The organism is Trinickia symbiotica, assembly GCF_002934455.1.
Lineage (GTDB): Bacteria > Pseudomonadota > Gammaproteobacteria > Burkholderiales > Burkholderiaceae > Trinickia > Trinickia symbiotica.
Map to the genome: position 1 here is coordinate 273,729 of NZ_PTIR01000004.1, position 22,737 is coordinate 296,465.

A 22,737-nucleotide genomic window follows, 5' to 3' on the forward strand; every position below is an offset into this window, starting at 1 on the left:
CGCGCTCACTTCGTCTTTTGCGCACCCACGTCGCTGTCCCACTTCTTGAACGCCTCGACCATCTTGGCGGCAGGCAGCGGTTGGACGTTGGGGTACTTCTTGAGCCACCCACCGTACTCGACGCGACCGTATTTCTCGATGGTTATCTGGCTCTTTTGCGGGGCCTGCGAGATCGTGATGTCCTTGACCGCTGGTCCCGGGTAGAAATAGCCATCGTCGTACGTCATCGCCTGCTGTGCCGGCTCCAGCATGAAGTCCATCAGCTTCAGGAGAACGTCGACCTTCGCCTTCGGCACGCCCTTCGGAATGACCATGTAGTGCGCGTCGTTGACCCACTTCATGTTGTCGAACGGCTGCACCTTGAAGTTGGCCGGGACGATGCCGAGCGCGCGCGGGTTGATATCCCAACCAGTCACCGTGACAGTCATGTCACGCGTGCCTTCACCGAGCTCCTTCATCACGGCCGAGGTGCCGCCCGGGTAGTAAGGAACGCACTCGTTCAGCTGCTTGAGGAAAGCCCAGGTCTTGTCCCAACCGTTGATCGGATCCGTCGGATCCTTGTCGCCCAGGATGTAGGGCAGGCCCATCAGGAACGTGCGGCCCGGGCCCGAGTTGGCCGGGCGTGCGTAGATGAGCTTGTTCGGATGCGCCTTGCACCACGAAAGCAGTTGCTCGGGCGTCTTCGGTACTTCGGCCGGCGGAACCTTATCCGGGTTGTATTCGATGAGCGGACCGGCCGGCATGAATGTGACTTCGAGACCGTAGCCCTGCGCGAGCTTCTGCATCGCAGCCGGCCCCGGCGCGTACTTGGCGTCCGCGGCCTGGAGCTGACTATCGGGCAGCTTCATCCAAAGGTTTTGCTCGATACCTGCCGCGAGCGCGTCAGTGCCTGTCAGAACGAGGTCGATGTCCGAACGGCCCGCGTTCTGCATCGCCTTGAGCTTGCCCGGCAGCTGCGGCGCCGGTGAGTTCGTATAGGTGATGTTCGAAACGAGGTCCGGATACTTGGCCTTGAAGGCCTCCAACCCGGCTTTCGTCAACGCGAGATTGCCCGCGACGTCGACGACGTTGAGCGACACCGACTCCGCAAAGCCCGATGTCGCGGTCAACGAGAAGCAAAGCGCCGCGGCGACGCCGCCGATGCAATGCACGATCCCCTTCACTTTCATGTCTCCTCCTGGTGAAAACGCTTCTTGTCGCTATCCGCCGTATGCGTCGCTCGCGCCCGGTCTTTTTGCGTCTCCTGACCCAAACGCTACGCTCAGCGCCGCAATCGCGGCTCCGGCAATCCCGCCACGCCCGGGTTCAGCGCGAACACCGCGCCCGAGAGCGGCTCCCGTTCCTTGCGGATCGACGTGACGAAAAGCGTCTCGAGCCTCGCCCCGCCGAATGCGCACATTGCCGGCTTCGAGACCGGCACTTCAATGCTTCTCACGAGCCGGCCCGCCGGCGTAAAGCGATGAACGAGGCCGGCGTCGTTGCCGCAGATCCAGTAGCAACCTTCCGCATCGACGGCCGCGCCGTCGGGCCGACCCGGATGTTCGTTCATATCGACGAAGAGGCGGCGTCCGTGCGGCACCCCCTCGTCGATGTCGTAGTCGAACGCCCAGATCATGCGCCGGCTCGGATGCGAATCCGAAAGATACATCGTCCGGCCGTCGGGGCTGAACGCGAGGCCGTTCGAAACGATGAGCGAGTCGCAAAGACGCTCGACGCGGCTCTGCTCGAAATCGAGCCGATAGAGCTGCCCGAGCGGCGCGGCCAGCGACATGTCGAGCACCATCGTGCCGGCGAGAAAACGCCCTTGCCGGTCGCAGCGCCCGTCGTTGAAGCGCATGTCCGAACGCGGATGCTCGACGCTCGCTATCAGCGTCGGCTCGGGCAACGCGACGCCGCCCTCGGGCCGCGGCACGCGGTAAATCCCCGTTTCCATCGCGAGCGCGACGCCGCCATCGCCATCGTCGAGGATCGCGATCGAGCCCGTCATTTGCGGCAACGCCCACGCCTCGGCACGCCCCGTCGAGGCATGCCAGCGCCAGAGCGCGCGGCCCGGGATATCCGTCCAGTAGAGCGCGTTTTCGTCCGCGTGCCAGACCGGGCTTTCCCCGACCTCGCACCGCATTTCGCCGATCCGATCGACGGCAACCGTCTCGATCATCGCCGCTCAGTCTCCGAAAGGCCCCGCCGTCACGAACCCGCCGCCTTGATAGCGGCGCACGGGATCGTCTTCCGGAAGCGGCGCTTGCTCGCGCTCGATCGCCTCGCGCCAACGTTCGCTCGATTCGACGGGCACATAGCCGAGCCGTCGCGCGGCGGCCGCGTTGTCCCACCAGCTATCGCGATTGGCCGACACGCCATAGACGACATGGCAGCCGACGCCTGGCACGAACATCGCACGGCGCACGAGTTGCTCGAGATCGTCATAGCCGAGCCAGGTCGTGAGCATGCGCCGATCCTTCGGCTGCGGAAACGACGAGCCGATCCGAATGCTCACGGTCTCGACGCCGTAGCGGTCGAAGTAAAAGCGCGCGAGCTGCTCGCCGAATGCCTTACTGACGCCGTAATAACCGTCGGGGCGCGGCGGCGCGAGCGGATCGATGACCTCGTCCTGCCGATAGAAGCCCGTTACATGGTTCGAGCTGGCGAATACGATGCGCCGCACGCCGTGCCGGCGCGCGGCCTCGTAAATGTGGTACGTACCTGCAATGTTCGCCGGCAGGATTTCTTCGAACGGACGCTCCACCGACACGCCGCCGAGATGGACGATCACATCGACGCCACGCACGAGCGCATCGACGGCCTTTGCATCCGATAGGTCGCACGGCGCGAGTTCTTCGCCCTCGCGCGCAGGGTCGAGCGCGGCGATGTCGGAAACGCGGATGACATCGGCATAGCGCTTCAAGCGCTCGCGCAGCACGCGGCCCAGGTTGCCGGCCGCGCCCGTCAGCAGGATGCGGGCGCAACGCGTGGACACGCCTTCGAGCGGATCGCCGCCCGGCAGGTCGGCGGCCGGATTGATATTCGTCATTTCAGGTCACGGGTGCTGGGTTGAAGAGAACGAGGTCATTATGCAGGCCAAGCTTGTCGGCGCAGACCTGCTTACGGCCGCTCGCCACATCGAGAATCATATGAAAAAGCTCCCAGCCGATATCGGCGATCGTTGCTTCTCCTGTCGCGATGCGCCCGGCGTCGAGATCGATGAGATCGTGCCAGCGCTCCGAGAGCGCCTTGCGCGTCGAAACTTTGATGACGGGCGCCATCGCGAGGCCGTAAGGCGTGCCGCGCCCCGTCGTGAACACCTGCAAATTGATGCCCGAGGCCAGCTGCAGCGTGCCGCAGACGAAATCGCTCGCCGGCGTTGCCGCAAAGATGAGCCCCTTGCGGCGCATTTTCTCGCCGGGGCCGAGCACGTCGACGATCGGGCTCGTGCCCGACTTGACGATCGAGCCGAGCGCCTTTTCGACGACGTTCGACAAGCCGCCGCGCTTGTTGCCCGGCGACGGATTGGCGCTGCGATCGGCGCGGCCGCCGCTTAAGTAGTCGTCGTACCAGGACATCTCGCGCAAGAGCGCACGGCCGACTTCCTCGTCGATCGCGCGCGGCGTGAGCAGATGGATCGCGTCGCGCACTTCGGTCACCTCGGAGAACATCACCGTGCCGCCCGCGCGCACGATCAGGTCGGTGGCGAAGCCGACGGCCGGATTCGCCGTCACGCCCGAGAACGCGTCGCTGCCGCCGCACTGCACGCCGATGACGAGATCCGATGCCGGGCATGTCTCGCGCCGCCGCTGATTCAGCTTGGCGAGCCGGTCGTCCGCCATGGCGAGGATCGCGTCCACCATCTCGCCGAAGCCGTGATACGCCTCGTCCTGCAGCGAAAGCACCGGCGACTCGGGCTTGCCGGCCACTTCGATCGGAATGCGTCCGCCCGGCACGCGCTCGGACGGCACGAGCCGCTCGGGCACGAGCTTCTCGCATCCCAGACCGATCACCATCACCTCTCCCCCGAAGTTCGGGTTCACGGCGAGGTTCTGCAGCGTGCGAATCGGCACGATCGCGGCGGGCGCATTGATCGCCACGCCACAGCCGTAAGTGTGCGTGAGCGCCACGACGTCATCGACGTTCGGGTAGCGCGGCAGCAACTCGCGCTTGATCCGGTTCACGACGTACTCGGTCACTCCGGCCACGCACTGCACGCTCGTCATGATGCCGAGCACGTTCTTCGTGCCGACGGTGCCGTCCGCGTTGCGATAGCCCTCGAACGTGTAGCCCTCGAGTTTCGGTTGTGCCGAGGTCTTGCGCGTGGCGAGCGGCAGCGAATCGAGCGCGGGCGGCTGCGGCAGACGCACGGCGTGCTCGTCGATCCAGCTGCCGCGCGCAAGCGGCTTCGCGGCGTAGCCGATGACTTCGCCGTAACGAATGACCGCATCGCCTTCGGCGAGATCGGCCAGCGCGACCTTGTGCCCTTGCGGCACACCTTGCACGAGCACGGTGCCGTCGTCGAGCTTGGTGCCGGCGGGCAGGCCGCGCGCGTTCACGACGATCGCGACGTTGTCGCGCTCGTCGACGCGAATCGTCAGCGCGCGCTCCGTGGCGGCCGGTTCGAGCTCGGTGGTAGAGACAGACATGGCGGAAGACTCCAATGTTTCAGCGAACGAGGCACGGACGCTTGTTGTCGAACGTCCAGCCCGGAATCAGGTACTGCATCGCGGCGGCATCGTCGCGGCTGCCGAGCCCTTTCTCGAGGTAGAGCGCATGCGCGGCCGCGAGCGCTTCCTCGTCGAGCTCGATGCCGAGCCCGCCGCGCGCCGGCACGGCCACTTGACCGTCGACGATCTTGAACGGCTCGCGCGTGAGATGCTGGCCGTCCTGCCAGATCCAGTGCGTATCGATCGCCGTGATCTGGCCGGGCGCCGCCGCCGCGACATGCGTGAACATCGCGAGCGAAATATCGAAATGGTTGTTCGAATGCGAGCCCCAGGTGAGCCCCCATTCGGCGCAAAGCTGGGCGACGCGAACCGAGCCGCGCATCGTCCAGAAGTGCGGATCGGCGAGCGGAATGTCGACGGACTGCAGCGTCACCGCGTGGCCGAGCTGACGCCAATCGGTGGCGATCATGTTGGTCGCCGTCGGCAGGCCCGTCGCGCGACGGAATTCGGCCATCACCTCGCGGCCCGAATATCCGCCTTCGGCGCCGCACGGGTCCTCGGCATAGGCGAGCACGTCGTGCTGGTCGCGGCAAAGGCGAATCGCTTCCGCGAGCGACCAGGCGCCGTTCGGATCGAGCGTGATCCGCGCATCGGGAAAACGCTCGGCGAGCGCAGTCACCGCGGCGATTTCCTCATCGCCCGCGAGCACGCCCCCCTTCAGCTTGAAGTCGTGAAAGCCGTAGCGCGCATGCGCGGCAACGGCAAGCTCGACGACCGCTTCGGGCGTGAGCGCGGGCTCGTTGCGCAGACGGAACCACGCGTCGTCCGCGTCGCGCTCGCTCCGATAGTCGAGCGCCGTGCGCTCGCGTTCGCCGACATAGAAAAGATAGCCCAGCATCGGCACGTGCGTGCGCTGTTGGCCTTCGCCCAAGAGCGCTGCCACGGGCACTTCGAGATGTTGGCCGAGCAGATCGAGCAGCGCCGCTTCGATCGCCGTCACGGCGTGAACGGTGATGCGCAGATCGAACGTCTGCGTGCCGCGGCCGCCCGCATCGCGGTCGCCGAAGCGCTGCCGCACCGCGTTGAGCACGTCCTGCCAGCGACCGAGCGGCTGGCCGACGACGAGCGCGCTCGCGTCCTCGAGCGTGCGGCGAATCCCCTCGCCGCCCGGCACTTCGCCAAGGCCCGCGTGTCCGCTGCTGTCCTCGAGGATGACGATGTTGCGCGTGAAATACGGCCCGTGGGCGCCGCTCAGGTTGAGCAGCATGCTGTCGCGCCCGGCAACGGGGACGACGCGCATGCGTGTGACGACAGGGGTCTTCGAGGCTGCATCGACTTTCATCGGTTCGTGTTTCCTGTGTTTCGTGTGTTTCGCGTGCTTGTCTCTGGCGATTGCCGCGATGCGGCGCTCCGCTCGCTAAGTCCGAGCCGCGACGGCCCGTCCTTCACGCGCGGCGCGGCCATAGCTCGGCCGCTTCGGATCGTACGTCCAGCCCGGCATGAGGTATCGCATCGCGACCGCATCGTCGCGCGCGCCGTTCCCGAGCGACTTGTAAAGCTCGTGTGCCTTCATCACGCGTTCCAGGTCGATCTCGATGCCGAGGCCCGGGCGTTCGGGCACCGCGACCGTCCCGCCTTCGATGACGAGCGGCTCGCGCGTCAAGCGCTCCTCGCCTTCCTGCCAGATCCAGTGCGTGTCGATCGCGGTGATCCGGCCCGGCGCCGCCGCGGCCACGTGGGTGAACATCGCGAGCGACACATCGAAATGATTGTTCGAATGCGAGCCCCAGGTGAGCCCCCACTCGGCGCAAAGCTGCGCGACGCGCGCCGAGCCTTGCATCGTCCAGAAATGCGGATCGGCGAGCGGAATGTCGACGGCACCGAGCACGACCGCATGGCCGAGCTGACGCCAATCGGTGGCGATCATGTTCGTCGCCGTCGGAATACCCGTTGCACGCTTGAACTCCGCCATCGTCTCGCGGCCCGAATAGCCGTTCTCGGGCCCGCACGGGTCTTCGGCATAGGCGAGCAGATGCCCCTGGCCGCGGCAGAGCCGGATCGCCTCGTCGAGCGACCATGCGCCATTCGGATCGAGCGTGACGCGTGCCTGAGGAAAATGCGCCTTGATCGCCGCGACGGCATCGAGCTCGTCGTCGCCGTCCATCACGCCGCCCTTGAGCTTGAAGTCGGTGAAGCCGTAGCGCGCGGCGGCCGCTTGCGCGAGGCGCGCGACTTCGCGCGGCGTGAGCGCGCTCTCGCAACGCAGACGGAACCATTCGTCGCGCGCGCCGGAGCCGTCGAGATAGGGCAGATCGGTCTTGCGACGATCGCCGACATAGAAGAGATAAGCGAGCATCGGCACGCGATCGCGCTGCCGGCCGTTGGCGAGCAACTCGGCAACGGGCACGCCGAGATGCTGGCCCAGCAGGTCGAGCAGCGCCGCCTCGACGGCCGTAAGGACGTTGTCCATGCGCAGATTGATCTCGTGCGGCTGACGCAAGACGGCGGACTCGGCTTCGTTCGTCACCTCATGGACAGTGCCGCGATGAGCCGCATCGGCCCCGCCGCTCAGCGCGCGGCGAATCGCATTGAGCGTTGCGTTGGCGCGGCCGATTTCCGTATCGAGGACGAGCGGCGTCACGCGCTCGAGCGCGCCGCGAATGCCTTCGCCGCCCGGCACCTCGCCGACTCCGGTGCGTCCGGCCGAATCGGTCAGCAGCACGAGATTGCGCGTGAAGAACGGACCGTGCGCGCCGCACAGATTCATGAGCATGCTATCGCGCCCCGCGACGGGAATCACCCGCATGCTCGTCACGCGCGGCGTGCCCCCGCTCGCATAGCGGTCGCTTTCAGCGTCCCGATTCCCGGCCTGTCGCTCAACCACCTTGATTCGCTCCATTTTGATTCGTTCATCGCATTGGCAGTGAGCCGGCCTTCCTTCGCCGGCTCCCCGCCAGCCGGCTCAGGACTCGAGCTTCAACTCGACCCGCTGGATCTTGCCCACAAGGAACAGATAGCAGACGCAGGCGATGAGCCCATGCAATCCGACGAAAACGAGCGCGCCGTTGAACGAGCCCGTGTGGCCGACGATGTAGCCGACGGCGATCGGGGTGGTGATGCTCGACAGATTGCCAAAGGTATTCATCAGCGCACCCGAGAGCCCCGCGATCTGCTTGGGCGCCGTATCGGAGTTGACGGCCCAGCCGAGCGCGCCGAGCCCCTTGCCGAAGAACGCGAGTGCCATGACCGCGACGACCACGGCCTGAGCATCGACGTAGTTGCAGATCACCATGCTCATCGAAAGCAGCATGCCGAGCACGATCGGCACTTTGCGCGCGACCGAGAGCGATGCTCCGCGCGAGAGCAGCCAATCGGAGATGATGCCGCCGAGAATGCCGCCGAGAAAGCCACAGACGGCCGGCACGGATGCGACGAAGCCCGCTTTGAGGATCGACATCCCGCGCGCCTGTACGAGGTAAATCGGGAACCAGGTGATGAAGAAGTACGTCAGCGCATTGATGCAATACTGCGCGATGTAGATGCCCATCAACATCCGGTTCTTCAGCAATTGCTTCACGTAGGCCAGATTGGGGCCCTGACGGCGCGCCGCGCCAGACCGATCGATATCGACGAGGCCACCGCCCGCCTCGATGTACTCGATCTCGGCCTGGTTCACGCGCGGATGTTCCTTCGGGTCGCGCACGAAGATGCGCCAGGCGATCGCCATCGCGATGCCGAGCACGCCCATCACGATGAAGACCTCGTGCCAGCCGAACGAATGAACGACCCAGGCCATGAGCGGCGCGAAGATGACGGTCGCCGCATATTGGGCCGAGTTGAAGATGGCCGAGGCCGTGCCGCGCTCGTTCGCGGGGAACCAGGCGGCCACGATGCGACTGTTGGCCGGAAACGCGGGGGCTTCGGCCACGCCGACGAGAAACCGCAGCGCGAAAACCGCGGCAACCGCGGCGCCGCCGGCGAGAAAGCCGATCGTTCCTTGCATGAACGTGAAGATCGACCAGATGAGAATGCTCGCGCCGTAGACGCGCCGCGAGCCGAACTTGTCGAGCAGCCAGCCGCCGGGCAGTTGCGCGATCACATAGGACCAGCCGAACGCCGAGAAGATATACCCGAGCGCCACGGCGTTCATGCCGAGGTCCTTTTGCATCGCCGAACCCGCGATCGAAACCGTCGCGCGGTCGGCATAGTTGATCGTCGTCACGATGAACAGCATCGCGAGGATCGTGAAACGCACCCGGCTCGCGCGTAGCGCAGCCGGCGTGCTTTTAGCTCCCACGATGGGGGCTTCTGCGTCCATAGTCTCCTCCTTTGCGCGGCGCGGTGCGCGTGGCACCCCGCCGCTCTTGTTCGCCGGGCCCGCATGCCGGCCCGGCGGCTGATCAGGCGTCGCCGCCCAACACCATGTTTCCGTCGACAAGGCGCCTCACGCGCCACGGGTTCGCGTCCTGCAAGGCCTGCGGCAGCAGCGAGTCGGGCATGTCCTGATAGCAGACGGGCCTCAGAAAGCGCTCGATCGCGGCCGTGCCGACCGATGTCGAACGGCCGTCGGTCGTCGCCGGCCACGGGCCGCCGTGCACCATCGCGTGCGTGACCTCCACGCCGGTCGGCCAGCCGTTGACGAGGATGCGGCCTGCCTTGCGCTCGAGCGTCGGCAGCAACGCGCGCGCGAGCGTCGTGTCGCGCGCATCGTCGGCGTCGAGCTGGAGCGTCGCCGTCAATTGGCCTTCGAGGGCCCGCGCGACAGCCGTGAGCTGCGCGGCGTCGCGGCAACGAACGACGAGCGCCGTCGAGCCGAAGATCTCCTCGTGCAGCGCGGGCTGCGCGAGGAAACTGTCCGCGTCGGTCGTATAAAGCCCGGCTTGGCCTCTGTTCGGCTCACCGCTCTCGAGCCCCCGCGCGGCGCACTCGACGTTGCGCTCGCCCGCCAGCCGGACCACGCCACGCCGATAAGCCTCGGCGATGCCGGGCGTCAGCATGGTCTGGGCCGCACGCTGCGCAAGCGCCGTGGCCGCTGACGCGACGAATCGGTCCAGGTCGGGGCCGTCGACGGCGAGCAAGAGGCCCGGATTCGTGCAGAACTGTCCGGCGCCGAGCGTCAGCGAATCGACGAACTGCGCGCCGAGCGCGTCGGCGCGCGCCTCGAGCGCCGCCGGCAGCAGGAATACCGGATTGACGGCGGAAAGCTCGCCGTAGACGGGGATCGGCTGCGGCCGCGACTGGGCGATCCGCATCAGCGCCACGCCACCCGCGCGCGACCCTGTGAAGCCCACCGCTTGAATGCGCGGATCGGAAACGAGCGCACCCGCGCGCTCGTTATCGGCAAAGAGCAGCGAAAAAACGCCTTCCGGCAACCCGCAGCGCGCAACGGCGGCCTGCACGGCGCCGCCGACGAGGGCCGAGGTGCCCGGATGAGCGGGATGCCCCTTCACGACGACAGGACAGCCGGCCGCGAGGGCCGACGCCGTATCGCCGCCCGCCACGGAGAACGCGAGCGGAAAGTTGCTCGCGCCGAACACGGCGACGGGGCCCACCGCAATGCGGCGCAGGCGCAGATCGGCGCGCGGCAGCGGCTTGCGCTCCGGCAAAGCCGGATCGATGCGCGCATCGAGCGCATCTCCGCTTCGCACCAGGCGCGCGAAGAGCCGCAACTGATTACAGGTTCGTGCACGCTCGCCTTCGAGCCGCGGGCGCGGCAGCCCCGTCTCGCTCATCGCGCGCTCGATCAGCGCATCGCCGAGCGCCTCGATTTCGCTTGCGATCGTCTCGAGGAACGCCGCGCGCTCGGCGGGCGCCGTCTCGCGGTAAGTATCGAAAGCCGCGTCGGCAAGTGCGCAGGCGTGCGCGACATCGGCTGCGTCGGCGAGCGTAAACGCCGGTTCGAGCGTATGTCCCGTCGCCGGATCGACGGCGCGAAAAACGCCGGCCGCGCCCGCGACGCGCGAAGCGCCGATCAGGAGATCGCCGCCGACCGTCATGCCGCGCCCCCTTGCACGCGGCTCACGAGCTTCTTGAGCTCGGCGAACTCTTCTTCGGTCAGATCCGTGAGCGGAGCACGCACGGGGCCCGCGCTGCGGCCGATGGCGCGCATGCCGGCCTTGACGATCGACACCGCATAGCCGCGCTTGTGGTTGCGCAGCGCGATGTAGGGCAGCACGAAGTCATTGAGCATCTTGTAGACCTTCGCGCCATCGTTGGCGCGCACGGCCGCATAGAACTCGAGCGCGAACTTCGGCACGAAATTGAAGATGGCCGACGAGTACGTCGTCACACCGAGCGTCAGATACGGGAGCGCGAACGTCTCCGCCGTCGGCAGGCCGCCGACGTAGGTGAAGCGATCGCCGAGGCGCGAGTAGATGCGCGTCATCAACTCGAGATCGCCGAGGCCGTCCTTGAACCCGACGAGGTTCGGGCAACGCTCGGCGAGACGCTCGAGCGCGACTTCGTCGAGAACCTGATTCGCGCGGTTGTAGACGATCACGCCGAGCGACGTCGAGTTGCAGACCTGCTCGACGTGCGCGGCGACGCCGTCGGTCGCGGCTTCGGTCAGGTACGGCGGCAGCAGCAGGATGCCGTCGGCGCCCGCTTGCTCGGCTGCCTGGCAGAACTCCTTCGCCATCGCGGTGCCATAGCCCGCCGGCGCGATCACGGGCACGCGCCCGCCCGTCGATTCGACCGCTGCACGCACGACGCGACCGACTTCGGCCGGCGTCAGCGAAAAGAACTCGCCGGTGCCGCCCGCGGCGAAGATGCCGGCGGCCGGGTGGCCGAGAAGCCAGTCGAGATTGGCGCGATAGGCGTCTTCGTCGAACGACAAATCTTCCTTGAAGTGCGTGACGGGGAACGACAGCAGGCCGGTGCCGATCTGGCGGGCGAATTCGGTGGGTGTATAACGGGTCATGGTTATGTGGCGCGTAGAAAGTGTTCTTTGGAACAATGGAGCGATTCTTGCACCGCGACCGATTCAAGTCCAAGATAACGGCTGTCTCGATCAATACCATTTTTGTATCGATGTTCGAATTGAGCCAGCTTCGCTGCTTCGTCGCCGTTGCCGAGGAATTGCATTTCGGGCGAGCCGCCGAGCGTCTGCACATGACGCAACCGCCGCTTTCGCGCCAGATCCGTCTGCTCGAACACCAGGTCGGAACCGAGCTCTTCGAGCGCAGCAGCCGCTCGGTGCGGCTGACGGCCGCCGGCCGCAGCTTCCTGCCCGACGCCGCGCGCATTCTGCGGCTCGCCGACGAGGCCGCGGCGACCGCGCGCCGCGTAGCCGCCGGCGCGTCGGGCTCGCTTGCGATCGGCTTCACGGCCACCGTCGGCTATGGGCTGCTCCCGGCGCTCGTCAGCGCCGTGCGCGCGGCGTCCTCGGGCGTGCGGCTGACGCTGAAAGAAATGGTGAGCTCGGCGCAGCTCGAGGCCTTGGATGCGCGTCAGATCGACGTCGGACTGCTGCGCCCGCCCGTCGACCACGGCGAGCTGGTCGCGCTGCCTTGCGCGAGCGAATCGCTCGTCCTGGCGTTGCCCGCGGCGGCGGCGCAGCAATGGCGCACGAAGCCCACGCTCGCCGACTGCGAGGGCCGCCCGTTGCTGATGTATTCCCCTTATGAAGCGCGATACTTCCATCAGTTGCTGACGGGGCTCTTCGAGCGCGCTGGGGTGCTGCCCGATATCGTCGAGTATGTGAGCCAGATCCATTCGATGCTGGCGCTCGTGCGCGCGGGCATCGGCGTCGCGCTGATTCCAGCCTCGGCGGCACTGCTGCAATTCGAAGGCGTGGTCTATCGGCCCGTGCGCACGGCGCCGGCGAGGCCCGTCGAATTGCTCTTCGTCCATCGCGACGACAACGACAACCCAGTCTTCAGCTCGCTGAAAGGCGTTCTGCATCGCGCGATCGCGGGGAACGCCGAGCATTGACGGTTCTCATGGATCTCGAAAGCATTCTCTTCACCCAAGGCTTTGGCTCGAGGCGTCAGTGTCGAGCCATGATCGCGGCAGGACGCGTCAGCGTCGGCGGCGCCGCCGCCTGCACCGACGCCCACGCCGATTTCGCGACCGACGCGCTTCTCTTCGAAGTCGACGGCGAGCCGTGGCACTATCGCGAGCGCGCGTACCTGATGCTCAACAAGCCGGCCGGCTACGAATGCTCGCGCGAGCCGCAGCATCACCTGAGCGTGTTCGGGCTGCTGCCCGCGCCGCTTGCTGCGCGCGGCGTGCAGTGCGTCGGCCGGCTCGACGAAGATACGACGGGCCTGCTGCTTCTCTCAGACGACGGCCAGTTCGTCCATGCCTATACGTCGCCGAAGCGCAAGGTCCCGAAGACCTACGTCGCCACAACGCGCCATCCGCTCGACGAGGCGCAACTCGCGACGCTGCGCGACGGTGTGCTGCTGCACGGGGAGAGCAAGCCGATCGCCGCCGCGAGCGCCATTGCGCGCGGCGAGCGGTTGCTCGAGCTGACCGTCAATGAGGGCAAATACCACCAGGTGAAGCGGATGATCGCCGCGGCCGGCAACCGCTGCGAGGCGCTGCACCGTGAGCGGATCGGGGCACTCGCGTTGCCGGCGACGCTCACCGTCGGCGCCTGGCGCTGGCTCGACGAAGCCGATCTCGGCGCGCTCGCCGAACGCTGAGGTCGATGCCGCGGTCGCCCGCGCGAGCGCCTCGTCGCGCGACGATCCCGCTTAGTTTCGGCGCACGGTCGCCAGAAAATCGTCGACCGTCGGAAATCGCAGCCTGACGCGCAGCTCGCGTATCAAGCGACGGTTCGCAAGCCGGCGCGATTCGCTCATGAACGAGAGCGTCAGCGGCGAAAGTTCGTCTTGCGCCTGCTCGCGCGTGATGCGCGGCACGCGCGCGAGACCGAAAGCATCGGCGATCCGGTCGAAGTACTCCCCCATCTTGAGCACCGTATCGTCCGATGCATGAACGACACGCGACGTGCCCGCCCGTGCGAGCGCGCGCAGGAGGATCGCGGCCAGATCGTCGGCATGGATGTGGTTCGTATAGACGTCGTCGTCTTCGACGAGCGCGGGCATGCGCTGCTCGATGCGCGCGAGCGGCAGCCGCTCGGCCGCGTAGATTCCCGGGATCCGGACGATGCACGCGGACAGCGCGCCGCGCGCGGTCGCCCGCCGCAATTGCCGCTCGGCCGCCACGCGGCGCTTGGCCCGCGCGTTGAGCGGGCGCACCGGACGGGTCTCGTCGACGAGCGCGCCGCCGCAATCTCCATAAACGCCTGTGGTGCTCGCATAAACGATTCGCGGCGGGCGGCGGCCCCACGTCGCGCGAGCGGCCTCAGTTACAATAGCCGTTTGTGGCGCGCCGCCCCATCGCCTGGCGAACCGGCTCCCGCGCAGATAACTCCGTGCGCGCGAATGCGGCCTGCTAGCGGCACTTGCGCGATAGGGCGCCGTCAACGCTGCGATCAACGCGCGCGTACGCGGATCGTCTTCGCCTTGCTGCGGCGGAGGGGCGAGATGCAGGACGGTGGGCGCGAGGCCGGTCAAGCGCCGCAGGCTGCGCGCGGCGTCGAGGTTGCCCAAGATGGGCGACGCGCCCGCTGCCCGCAACTCCGCCTTGCCCTCGGGCCGGCTCGTGAGCGCAATGACTCGAGGGGGCGCCGCGCGAGCGAGCAGCATTCGCGCGGCACGCAGGCCTACGTCGCCGCAGCCGACGATCAGCACGCGCGGACGCCGCAGAAGTCGAGTGATGGTCATGGGCGCATTGTATCGGGGCGCGCCCGGAGGGAGCACCCTTTCGGGAGCTCCCGAAGGAAGTGCCCTTGGGGTGCGCTCGCTGCGGCAGACAGGACGATTTTCCATTTTTGTTTCGAATGCTATGGCCTATAACGTGACTCTCCGGCAAAGCGGCCGGCAGTTCCAGGTAGAACCCGACGAGCCGGTGCTCTCGGCCGCGCTGCGTCAGGGCGTCGGCCTGCCGTACGGCTGCAAGAACGGGGCATGCGGCTCCTGCAAGGGGGCGGTCGTTTCGGGCGAAGTCGAGCAGCGCGCGCACTCGTCGTCCGCGCTCTCGAACGACGAGAAAACGCGCGGCATGGCGCTCTTTTGCTGCGCGACGGCAAATTGCGACCTCGTCATCGACGTACGCGAAATCGCGGGCGTCGGCGATGTGCAGGTCAAGAAGCTGCCATGCCGCGTGAACGCGATCGAGCGCAAGGCCGACGATGTCGTCGTGCTGAAGCTGCAGTTGCCGGCCAACGAGCGCCTTCAATACCTTGCCGGTCAGTACATCGAATTCATCCTGAAGGACGGCAAGCGCCGCAGCTACTCGATGGCGAGCGCGCCGCACGCGGAAGGCCCGCTCGAGCTCCATATCCGGCACATGCCGGGCGGCGCCTTCACGGACCACGTCTTCAGCACAATGAAGGAGCGCGAGATTCTGCGCTTCGAAGGCCCGCTCGGTACGTTCTTCCTGCGCGAGGACTCTGAGAAGCCGATCGTGCTGCTCGCTTCGGGCACGGGCTTCGCACCGATCAAGGCCATCGTGGAGCACGCGTTCTTCAAGAACACGGACCGGCCGATGACGCTCTATTGGGGCGGCCGCCGCAAAAAAGATCTTTATCTGATGGATCTCGCCCGGCAATGGGAGCAGGACCATCCGAACTTCAAGTTCGTGCCGGTGCTCTCGGAGGCCGATGCCGGCGATGCATGGACGGGCCGCTCCGGCTTCGTGCACCGGGCGGTGATCGAGGACCTGCCGGACTTGTCGGGCTACCAGGTCTATGCGTGCGGTGCGCCCGTGATGGTGGAGGCGGCGCAGCGCGATTTCACGAGCCATCACGGGTTGCCGGCCGACGAATTCTACGCCGACTCGTTCACGAGCGAAGCCGATCTCGTGAACGCCGTCTGACTCCGCGCTGGATGCGCGCGCGCCGCGCGACGGCACGATGACAGGCATGCGGTCATGGCGAATTCGCGACACTGACACGCCCTCGCGATTGCACCGATTGGCACGCTGTCGTATTCTTGCGCGCATGAACCGCATTCAGACCGCGCTCCGACGTCGCCGCTCGCTGCCCGCATGGGAAGCCCTTGGCTCGTCGCGGATGTGCGCCTTGCAGTACCCACGCTAGGCGCGACACCGGTCAAACAGCGAAAGCCACGGGATCCCGTGGCTTTTTTCTTTCCCGGCTTGGGTCCCCCTTGTCCTCAATTCATTTACCGCGGAGCCGCCCCATGCATTTCAACGAGTACCCGACGCAGTCGCTGATGTACATCACCAACCGGCCCGACGTCGTCTTCACGCACGGCTCGGGCTCGTGGCTCTTCGACAACGAGGGCAAGCGTTACCTCGATTTCGTCCAGGGCTGGGCCGTCAACTGCCTCGGACACTGCCACCCGGCGATGATCGAAGCGCTCGAAAAGCAGGCGCGTGTCTTGATCAACCCTTCGCCCGCCTTCTACAACGAGCCGATGGCGCAACTCGCGGCGCGCTTGACCGAGCATAGCGTCTTCGACAAGGTGTTCTTCGCGAACAGCGGCGCCGAGGCGAACGAAGGCGCGATCAAGCTCGCTCGCAAATGGGGCAAGAAGTTCAGGAACGGCGCGTACGAGATCATCACTTTCGATCACGGGTTCCACGGCCGGACGTTGGCGACGATGTCGGCAAGCGGCAAGGCCGGCTGGGACACGCTCTATGCCCCGCAAGTGCCCGGCTTTCCGAAGGCGGAGCTCAACGACATCGCATCGGTCGAGCGTCTCATCGGCGAAAAGACCGTGGCCGTCATGCTCGAGCCGATCCAGGGCGAAGCCGGCGTGATCCCGGCGACGCATGAGTTCATGCGTGAACTGCGCGAGCTGACGAAGCGCCATGGCCTGCTCCTCATCGTCGATGAAGTGCAAACCGGTTGCGGCCGTGCCGGTACGCTCTTCGCCTACGAGCTTGCCGGTATCGAGCCTGACATCATGACGCTCGGCAAAGGCATCGGCGGCGGGGTTCCGCTCGCGGCATTGCTGTCGAAGGCCGAGGTCGCCGTCTTCGAAGCGGGCGATCAGGGCGGTACCTATAACGGAAACCCGCTGATGACGGCGGTGGGCCAAGCGGTTATTTCGGAGCTGACGGCGCCCGGCTTTCTCGAAGGCGTACGCGCGCGCGGCAACTATCTGCGCGAACAGTTGCTCGCGCTATCCGCCGAGCGCGGCTTCCATGGCGAGCGTGGCGAAGGTTTGCTGCGAGCGCTGGTGCTGAGCCAGGACATTGGGGCGCAGATCGTCGAAAAAGCGCGACTCATGCAACCCGACGGCCTGCTGCTCAATGCGCCGCGGCCGAACCTGCTGCGCTTCATGCCGGCGCTGACGGTAACGACGGAAGAGATCGATCAGATGATGGCGATGCTGCGCGAAGTGCTAGATTCGTTCTAAGCTCGAAACGCCGCGCTCATAGCAAATCCCGGCGAATCGAACAAAAAGGCCGCATGCATCGCTGCATGCGGCCTTTTTCTCGGGTGGTGGGCCCGATAGTTCGATTACATCTTCACGGCGTCGATGAACGTCTTCTTGCCGTCCTTATAGCCGTAAAGCGAAACCACGCCGTGCTTCAGGTCGCCCTTGGCGTCGAACGAGGTGTCACCGATGATGCCCTTGTAGTCGGTCGCCGGCATCGCCGCGACGATTTTCGCCGCATCGGTCGACTGAGCGCGCTTCATCGCATCGACGATAATGTAGACGGCGTCATAGGTATAGGGCGCGTAGAGCGTGACCGGCTGGCCGAAACGCTTCTGATACTTCGCTTCGAAGACCTTGCCCTCAGCCATCTGGTCGACGCCCTTGCCCGCTTGCGAGCAAACGATGTTGTCGGCCGCCTGGCCCGCGAGCGCCGCGATCGAACTCGTGCAGAGGCCGTCGCCGGCGAGCACCTTCGCGCGCAAGCCCAATTGCCGTGCCTGCTTCGCGAATGGACCGCCCGTGGCATCCATGCCGCCGTACATGATCGCGTCCGGGTTTTCGCCCTTGATCTTCGTCAGGATCGCGCGAAAGTCGACGGCCTTGTCGTTCGTCGCGTCGTGCGACACAACTTTTATTCCGAGCGCCTTCGCCGTCTTTTCGAATTCGTTCGCAAGGCCCTGGCCATAGGCGGTCGAATCGTCGACCACGGCCACTGTCTTCACGTTGAGATTCTTCGCGGCATAGTTCGCGAGCGCGGGACCTTGCTGCGCATCGGTCGCAACCACACGATAGGTCGTCTTGAAGCCTTGCAGCGTGTAGGTCGGATTCGTCGCCGCGGGCGAGATCTGCACGATGCCCGCATCGCTATAGATCTTCGATGCCGGAATCGACGTACCCGAGGTTTCGTGACCGACGACGGCCACCACCTTCTCGTCGGCGAGACGTTGCGCGACTTGCGTCGCGGTGCGCGGGTCGCCCGCGTCGTCCTGGCCGTCGAGCTGAAGCGTGACCTTCTGCCCGCCGATCACGAGGCCCTTCTCGTTGATCTCTTCGACGGCGAGGCGGGCGCCGTTTTCGCAGTCCTTGCCCTGATGCGCGAGCCCACCGGTAAGCGGGGCGACATGGCCGATCTTGACGACGATATCGGCGAATGCCGTGTTGGAATGAGCGACGAGCGCGAACGCCGCCGCAACGCCACTGGCGATGAGCGATTTCTTCACTACTTGGTTCCCCTTGTTGGATCGGGTTTAAAAGATATTCGAGCCCTTACGATGCCCTCGGAGGCTCAGGACCCTGCGCGCACAGCGATGGGCCCTTTGTCAGGGCCCGCCACGGCGGACAGGCCCTTGAACCTTCGCCGCGCGCGGATGCCCGCGTCGCGACGAAGGCGCAGTTGCGTCACTCGCCCAGATAGGCGGCGCGCACCTTCGGATCGTCGAGCATCTCTTTGGCGTTGCCCGACATGGTGATGGACCCGGAATCCATGACGTAACCCCGGTTGGCGGCCTGCAGCGCGAGCCGCGCGTTCTGCTCCACGAGCAGCACGGTCAGCCCTTCCTTGGAGATATCGCGGACCACCTCGAAGATCTTCTCCACCATAATCGGCGAGAGACCCATCGACGGCTCGTCCAGCAGCAACAATTTAGGACGACTGATGATCGCGCGCGCCATGGCCAGCATCTGCTGCTCGCCGCCCGAAAGCGTGCCCGCCAGCTGCGTCGCGCGTTCCTTCAGCCGCGGAAAATAGCCGAACATCCGCTCCACGTCCTTCTTGACGCCGTCGTTGTCCGAGCGCAGATACGCGCCCATCTGCATGTTCTCGAGGATCGACATGCGCGCGAAGATCCCGCGTCCTTCCGGCACCATCGCCAGACCACGCTTGAGCAGCTCGTGCGCCGACATTCCCTTGATCGACTGACCTTGGTACTCGATGTCGCCCGCCGAGTACGGCTTCAGGCCCGTGATCGCCTTCATCGTCGTCGTCTTGCCGGCGCCGTTCGCGCCGATCAGCGTCACGAGTTCGCCCTGGCCGACTTCCATGTCGACGCCCTTGACCGCCTGAATGCCGCCGTAGTTGACTTGCAGGCCCTTGATTTTCAACATTGCCGTAGCCATCAGTGGACCCCCGCGCCCAAATATGCCTCGATCACCTTCGGGTCCTTCTGCACGTCCTGCGGCAGCCCTTCGGCGATCACCTTGCCGTAATCGAGCACCGTCATGCGGTTGCACAGGTGCATCACCAGCTTCACGTCGTGCTCGATCAAGAGGATCGTGCGGCCGTCGTTGCGAATCTTCTCGAGCAGCCTCGTGAGCTCGAGCTTTTCCGTCGCGTTCATGCCCGCGGCCGGCTCGTCGAGCGCGAGCAGCTTAGGATCGGTTGCCAGCGCGCGCGCAATCTCGAGCCGCCGCTGGTGGCCATACGACAGGTTGCGCGCCGTATAGTCCGCGTACTGCAGAACCCCCACGTACTCGAGCAGCTCCAGTGCGCGCTCCTTGATCTCGCGCTCTTCCTTGCGCTCGGCCGGCGTCTGGAACACCGCGCCGAAAAGCCCGTGCTTCGTGCGCACGTGGCGCCCCACCATTACGTTCTCGAGCGCCGTCATGCCGCCGAAGAGGCGAATGTTTTGGAACGTTCGCGCGATGCCCGCCTGGGCGACCTGATAAACGGCCGTCGGCGTGTACGGCTTGCCGTCGAGCACGAAATCGCCCGAATCAGGCGTGTAAAGCCCCGTAATCACATTGAAGAACGTCGTCTTGCCGGCACCGTTCGGTCCGATCAAACCGTAGATCTGCCCTTCCTCGATCGTCAGCCCGACGTCCGAGAGCGCCTGCAGACCACCGAAACGCTTGTTCACGCCCTTGACGGACAAACGAATGTCTTTGCTCATGAAGTTTTCTCCTGTCGACCAGAGTTAGCGCTTCAGCGGCTACTCTGGTCTCATGCAAGGCTGCCGGGCCTTAGGCGCGTACCGGCTTCTTGCCGTTGCGCCTTGCCAGTTTCGCGATCTTGTCCTCGTGCTTCGCAGCGGGCCACAAGCCCTCCGAGCGGTACAGCATGATGAGCACCATCGCGAGACCGTACAGCAGTTGGCGGATCACTTCCGTATCGACGATCTGGTGACCGAACAGCATGTTCTGCAGCGGGCCCATCGTCGAGCGCAGGAACTCGGGGAACACCGCAAGCAGCACCGCGCCGAGAATGACGCCCGGGATATGGCCCATGCCGCCCAGCACCACGCACGCGAGCACCACGACCGATTCCCAGAACGTGAAGGACTCGGGCGACACGAACCCTTGGAAGCCCGCGAACATCGCGCCCGACAGCCCGCCGAACGACGCCCCCATCGCGAATGCAAGCAGCTTCACGTTACGCGTGTTGATCCCCATCGCCTTCGCTGCGATCTCGTCCTCGCGAATCGCCGCCCACGCGCGGCCGATACGCGAGTGCTGCAAGCGCGTACAGACCCAGATCACGAGCAGTGCGCAGAGCACGAAGAGGTAGTAGTAGAAGTAGACGGACGTAATCTGCAAGCCGAAGATCGTATGCGTCTGCGAGAGGCTGAAGCCGCCCACGTGCACGGGATCGATGCCCGTGATCCCCTGCGGCCCGTTCGTGATGTTCACCGGCCGATCGAGGTTGTTCATGAAGATCCGCACGATCTCGCCGAAGCCGAGCGTCACGATCGCGAGGTAGTCGCCGCGCAGGCGCAGCGTCGGAGCGCCGAGCAGCACGCCGAAGAACGCCGCGAGCGCCATCGCGATCGGCACGATGATGAAGTACGACAAGTGCATGCCGCCGGGCCACATGTGGTTGAACCACTCGAACTGATTGGCCAGGTGCGGCGAAGTCAGCAATGCCGCCGTGTAGGCGCCCACCGCGTAGAACGCGATATAGCCGAGGTCCAGCAGCCCCGCGAACCCGACCACCACGTTCAGGCCCAGGGCCAGCATGACGTAGAGCATCGCGAAGTCGAGCACGCGCACCCAGTAGTTGCCCCCTGCCGAGCCGATGATGAATGGCGCCGCGATCACGAACGCGGCCGTGATCAAGCCGACGACGAGAGTCTTGGCGGCGCTTTTCTCGGGAACGAGCGTCGTGGACGGCTCGATCGGTTGAATTGAAGTCATGTTTTGCTCCTTACCCTTACGCGCGATCCGCGACACGCTCGCCGAGCAGGCCCGACGGACGGAACACCAGCACGATGATCAGCACGATGAAAGCGAACACGTCCTGATAGTTGCTGCCGAAGACGCCGCCCGTGAGGTTGCCGATGTAGCCGGCACCCAGCTGTTCGATCAGACCGAGCACCACGCCCCCTACCATCGCGCCCCCGAGGTTGCCGATACCGCCCAGCACCGCCGCCGTGAACGCCTTCATGCCCGGAATGAAGCCCATGTAGAAGTGGATGTTGCCGTACTCGGACGCGATCATGACGCCCGCGAGCGCGGCCAGCGCCGAGCCGATCATGAAGGTCGCCGAAATGACGAAATTCGGGTTGACGCCCATGAGGCTGGCGACGCCCGGGTTCTCGGCGATGGCGCGCATCGCGCGGCCGAGCTTCGTCTTGTGCACGAGCAGCAGGAGCCCCGCCATCACGATGAACGCCGTCACGATGATGACGATCTCGGTCATCGATATCACGGCGCCGGGCGTCGTGTCGGTGGCCTTGATCACGTTGATCGGATCGGTCGGCAGCAGCTGCGGGAACGGCAGCGGATTGCGGCCCCAGATGATCATCGCGATCGTCTCGAGCAGAATCGAGACGCCGATCGCGGTGATGAGCGGGGCGAGGCGCGGCGCGCGACGCAACGGCCGGTACGCGGCGCGCTCGATCACATAGCCGACCACCGCGCAGACGATCGCGGCGATGAGGAGCCCGATGACGAGCGTCGCCACATTGCCGAGACCGGGGAAATGATTGTGCAGCACCGTGATGGCCGACAGCGCAACCATCGCGCCGATCATCAAAACATCGCCGTGCGCGAAGTTGATGATGCCCAGAATGCCGTAAACCATGGTGTAGCCCAGTGCGATGATGGCATAGACACTGCCCAGCACCAGACCGTTGAGGATCTGCTGGATGAAGATATCCATTTAATGCTCCTTAGCCCGTGCGACTGGATTTCCGCCTTTGTTCACCGTAATGTGAACGGTCGGCGAAAACCGCAACGGCACTGCGGGTACTGATAAAAAAACCGGTAAGGGTTGGCCGCCTCACGCACCGCTTATGCCGTGATCCGGCGGGCGGTCCGATAAGGCGGATGCAAAAACGGCACCGTCGGGTATCCGGTGCCGTCGGGTTTCCCAGCTTGTCCCATCGCAAAAAACGATGCCCGTTCGGGCAAACGTCTCGCCACTGAATTCCGCCACGGCAGCCGCGCTTCGCGACGTCACGCGCAGAGGAAGTCCGAACCCCGGAAGCGTCCGGGTTTCCTCGTCTGCCGGCGAAACGGTGCGTGCCGCCTTACCGGTGCTCGCCTCGCCGCCGTTGGCCTTGCAAAGCGCGGCGTGAGCAAACTGAACATGCATTAACTCGGTCTCCTGCGCCTTCCGAAACTGATCCCTGAAGGCCGCAAGACCTCTAGGACGGGCGCATTGTAACTCCAATTATCGACTGGCCAAAAAGCCGAGTCGGCAGGGTTTTCCTGCATTGCAACCTTTTTTT

The 22,737-nt window shown here is 65.5% G+C and carries 19 protein-coding genes; 4 read left to right on the plus strand and 15 right to left on the minus strand.

The features are described from left to right. Positions 1 to 5 precede the first annotated feature (5 nt). The 9 genes from B0G57_RS09065 to kdgD form a co-directional block, all read right to left on the minus strand. On the minus strand, positions 6 to 1,169 hold the full coding sequence (locus B0G57_RS09065) for an ABC transporter substrate-binding protein (protein ID WP_018443159.1): 1,164 nt from the start codon (positions 1,167 to 1,169) through the stop codon (positions 6 to 8). Between the two features lie 92 nt (positions 1,170 to 1,261). After that, on the minus strand, positions 1,262 to 2,158 hold the full coding sequence (locus B0G57_RS09070; RefSeq protein WP_018443160.1) for an SMP-30/gluconolactonase/LRE family protein: 897 nt from the start codon (positions 2,156 to 2,158) through the stop codon (positions 1,262 to 1,264). A gap of 6 nt (positions 2,159 to 2,164) precedes the next feature. Beyond that, entirely contained in the window at positions 2,165 to 3,028 is an 864-nt protein-coding gene (locus tag B0G57_RS09075; protein WP_018443161.1) for an NAD-dependent epimerase/dehydratase family protein, read from the minus strand. 1 nt (position 3,029) lies between these two features. Continuing rightward, a complete protein-coding gene (garD, locus tag B0G57_RS09080; RefSeq protein ID WP_018443162.1) occupies positions 3,030 to 4,628 on the minus strand; it encodes a galactarate dehydratase in 1,599 nt (532 codons plus the stop codon). Between the two features lie 19 nt (positions 4,629 to 4,647). After that, the gene (gene gudD / locus B0G57_RS09085) at positions 4,648 to 5,991 is read right to left on the minus strand and encodes a glucarate dehydratase (RefSeq protein ID WP_020566485.1); all 1,344 of its coding nucleotides are present in this window, start codon (positions 5,989 to 5,991) and stop codon (positions 4,648 to 4,650) included. A gap of 75 nt (positions 5,992 to 6,066) precedes the next feature. Next, positions 6,067 to 7,455 carry an enolase C-terminal domain-like protein gene (locus tag B0G57_RS09090; RefSeq protein ID WP_051090114.1) on the minus strand — a complete coding sequence of 463 codons (1,389 nt, stop codon included), beginning with the start codon at positions 7,453 to 7,455 and terminating at the stop codon, positions 6,067 to 6,069. A 156-nt stretch (positions 7,456 to 7,611) separates the two neighbouring features. Next, complete coding sequence (locus B0G57_RS09095; RefSeq protein ID WP_020566486.1) at positions 7,612 to 8,967, minus strand: MFS transporter; 1,356 nt, start codon at positions 8,965 to 8,967, stop codon at positions 7,612 to 7,614. Between the two features lie 82 nt (positions 8,968 to 9,049). Further along, positions 9,050 to 10,645, minus strand: a complete 1,596-nt coding sequence (locus tag B0G57_RS09100; protein WP_018443166.1) for an aldehyde dehydrogenase (NADP(+)) — start codon at positions 10,643 to 10,645, stop codon at positions 9,050 to 9,052. Further along, entirely contained in the window at positions 10,642 to 11,568 is a 927-nt protein-coding gene (gene kdgD / locus B0G57_RS09105) for a 5-dehydro-4-deoxyglucarate dehydratase (protein ID WP_018443167.1), read from the minus strand. The genes B0G57_RS09100 and kdgD overlap by 4 nt, the downstream gene beginning before the upstream one ends. 110 nt (positions 11,569 to 11,678) lie before the next feature. Between kdgD and B0G57_RS09110 the strand changes: the two genes are divergently transcribed. Further along, positions 11,679 to 12,581, plus strand: a complete 903-nt coding sequence (locus B0G57_RS09110) for a LysR family transcriptional regulator (protein ID WP_026230130.1) — start codon at positions 11,679 to 11,681, stop codon at positions 12,579 to 12,581. 8 nt (positions 12,582 to 12,589) lie between these two features. Continuing rightward, positions 12,590 to 13,297 carry a pseudouridine synthase gene (locus tag B0G57_RS09115; protein ID WP_018443169.1) on the plus strand — a complete coding sequence of 236 codons (708 nt, stop codon included), beginning with the start codon at positions 12,590 to 12,592 and terminating at the stop codon, positions 13,295 to 13,297. A gap of 51 nt (positions 13,298 to 13,348) precedes the next feature. Here B0G57_RS09115 and B0G57_RS09120 read toward each other — a convergent pair whose 3' ends face one another. Next, positions 13,349 to 14,383, minus strand: coding sequence for an NAD-dependent epimerase/dehydratase family protein (locus tag B0G57_RS09120; protein WP_018443170.1), 1,035 nt, complete (start codon positions 14,381 to 14,383; stop codon positions 13,349 to 13,351). A gap of 121 nt (positions 14,384 to 14,504) precedes the next feature. Between B0G57_RS09120 and B0G57_RS09125 the strand changes: the two genes are divergently transcribed. Both B0G57_RS09125 and B0G57_RS09135 read left to right on the plus strand, forming a co-directional pair. Next, positions 14,505 to 15,536: a CDP-6-deoxy-delta-3,4-glucoseen reductase gene (locus tag B0G57_RS09125; protein WP_018443171.1), complete on the plus strand. Its 1,032-nt coding sequence runs from the start codon at positions 14,505 to 14,507 to the stop codon at positions 15,534 to 15,536. A gap of 326 nt (positions 15,537 to 15,862) precedes the next feature. After that, positions 15,863 to 17,047: an acetylornithine transaminase gene (locus B0G57_RS09135; RefSeq protein ID WP_018443172.1), complete on the plus strand. Its 1,185-nt coding sequence runs from the start codon at positions 15,863 to 15,865 to the stop codon at positions 17,045 to 17,047. A 104-nt stretch (positions 17,048 to 17,151) separates the two neighbouring features. Here B0G57_RS09135 and B0G57_RS09140 read toward each other — a convergent pair whose 3' ends face one another. The 5 genes from B0G57_RS09140 to B0G57_RS09160 all read right to left on the minus strand — a co-directional run bounded on the left by B0G57_RS09140 (position 17,152) and on the right by B0G57_RS09160 (position 22,166). Next, positions 17,152 to 18,291 carry a branched-chain amino acid ABC transporter substrate-binding protein gene (locus B0G57_RS09140; RefSeq protein WP_018443173.1) on the minus strand — a complete coding sequence of 380 codons (1,140 nt, stop codon included), beginning with the start codon at positions 18,289 to 18,291 and terminating at the stop codon, positions 17,152 to 17,154. Positions 18,292 to 18,469: 178 nt separating this feature from the next. Further along, complete coding sequence (locus B0G57_RS09145; RefSeq protein WP_018443174.1) at positions 18,470 to 19,186, minus strand: ABC transporter ATP-binding protein; 717 nt, start codon at positions 19,184 to 19,186, stop codon at positions 18,470 to 18,472. Continuing rightward, on the minus strand, positions 19,186 to 19,959 hold the full coding sequence (locus B0G57_RS09150) for an ABC transporter ATP-binding protein (protein ID WP_018443175.1): 774 nt from the start codon (positions 19,957 to 19,959) through the stop codon (positions 19,186 to 19,188). The genes B0G57_RS09145 and B0G57_RS09150 overlap by 1 nt, the downstream gene beginning before the upstream one ends. Positions 19,960 to 20,029: 70 nt before the next feature. After that, positions 20,030 to 21,199 carry an ABC transporter permease subunit gene (locus B0G57_RS09155; RefSeq protein ID WP_018443176.1) on the minus strand — a complete coding sequence of 390 codons (1,170 nt, stop codon included), beginning with the start codon at positions 21,197 to 21,199 and terminating at the stop codon, positions 20,030 to 20,032. Between the two features lie 16 nt (positions 21,200 to 21,215). Beyond that, positions 21,216 to 22,166, minus strand: a complete 951-nt coding sequence (locus tag B0G57_RS09160) for a branched-chain amino acid ABC transporter permease (protein WP_018443177.1) — start codon at positions 22,164 to 22,166, stop codon at positions 21,216 to 21,218. Positions 22,167 to 22,737: the final 571 nt, after the last annotated feature.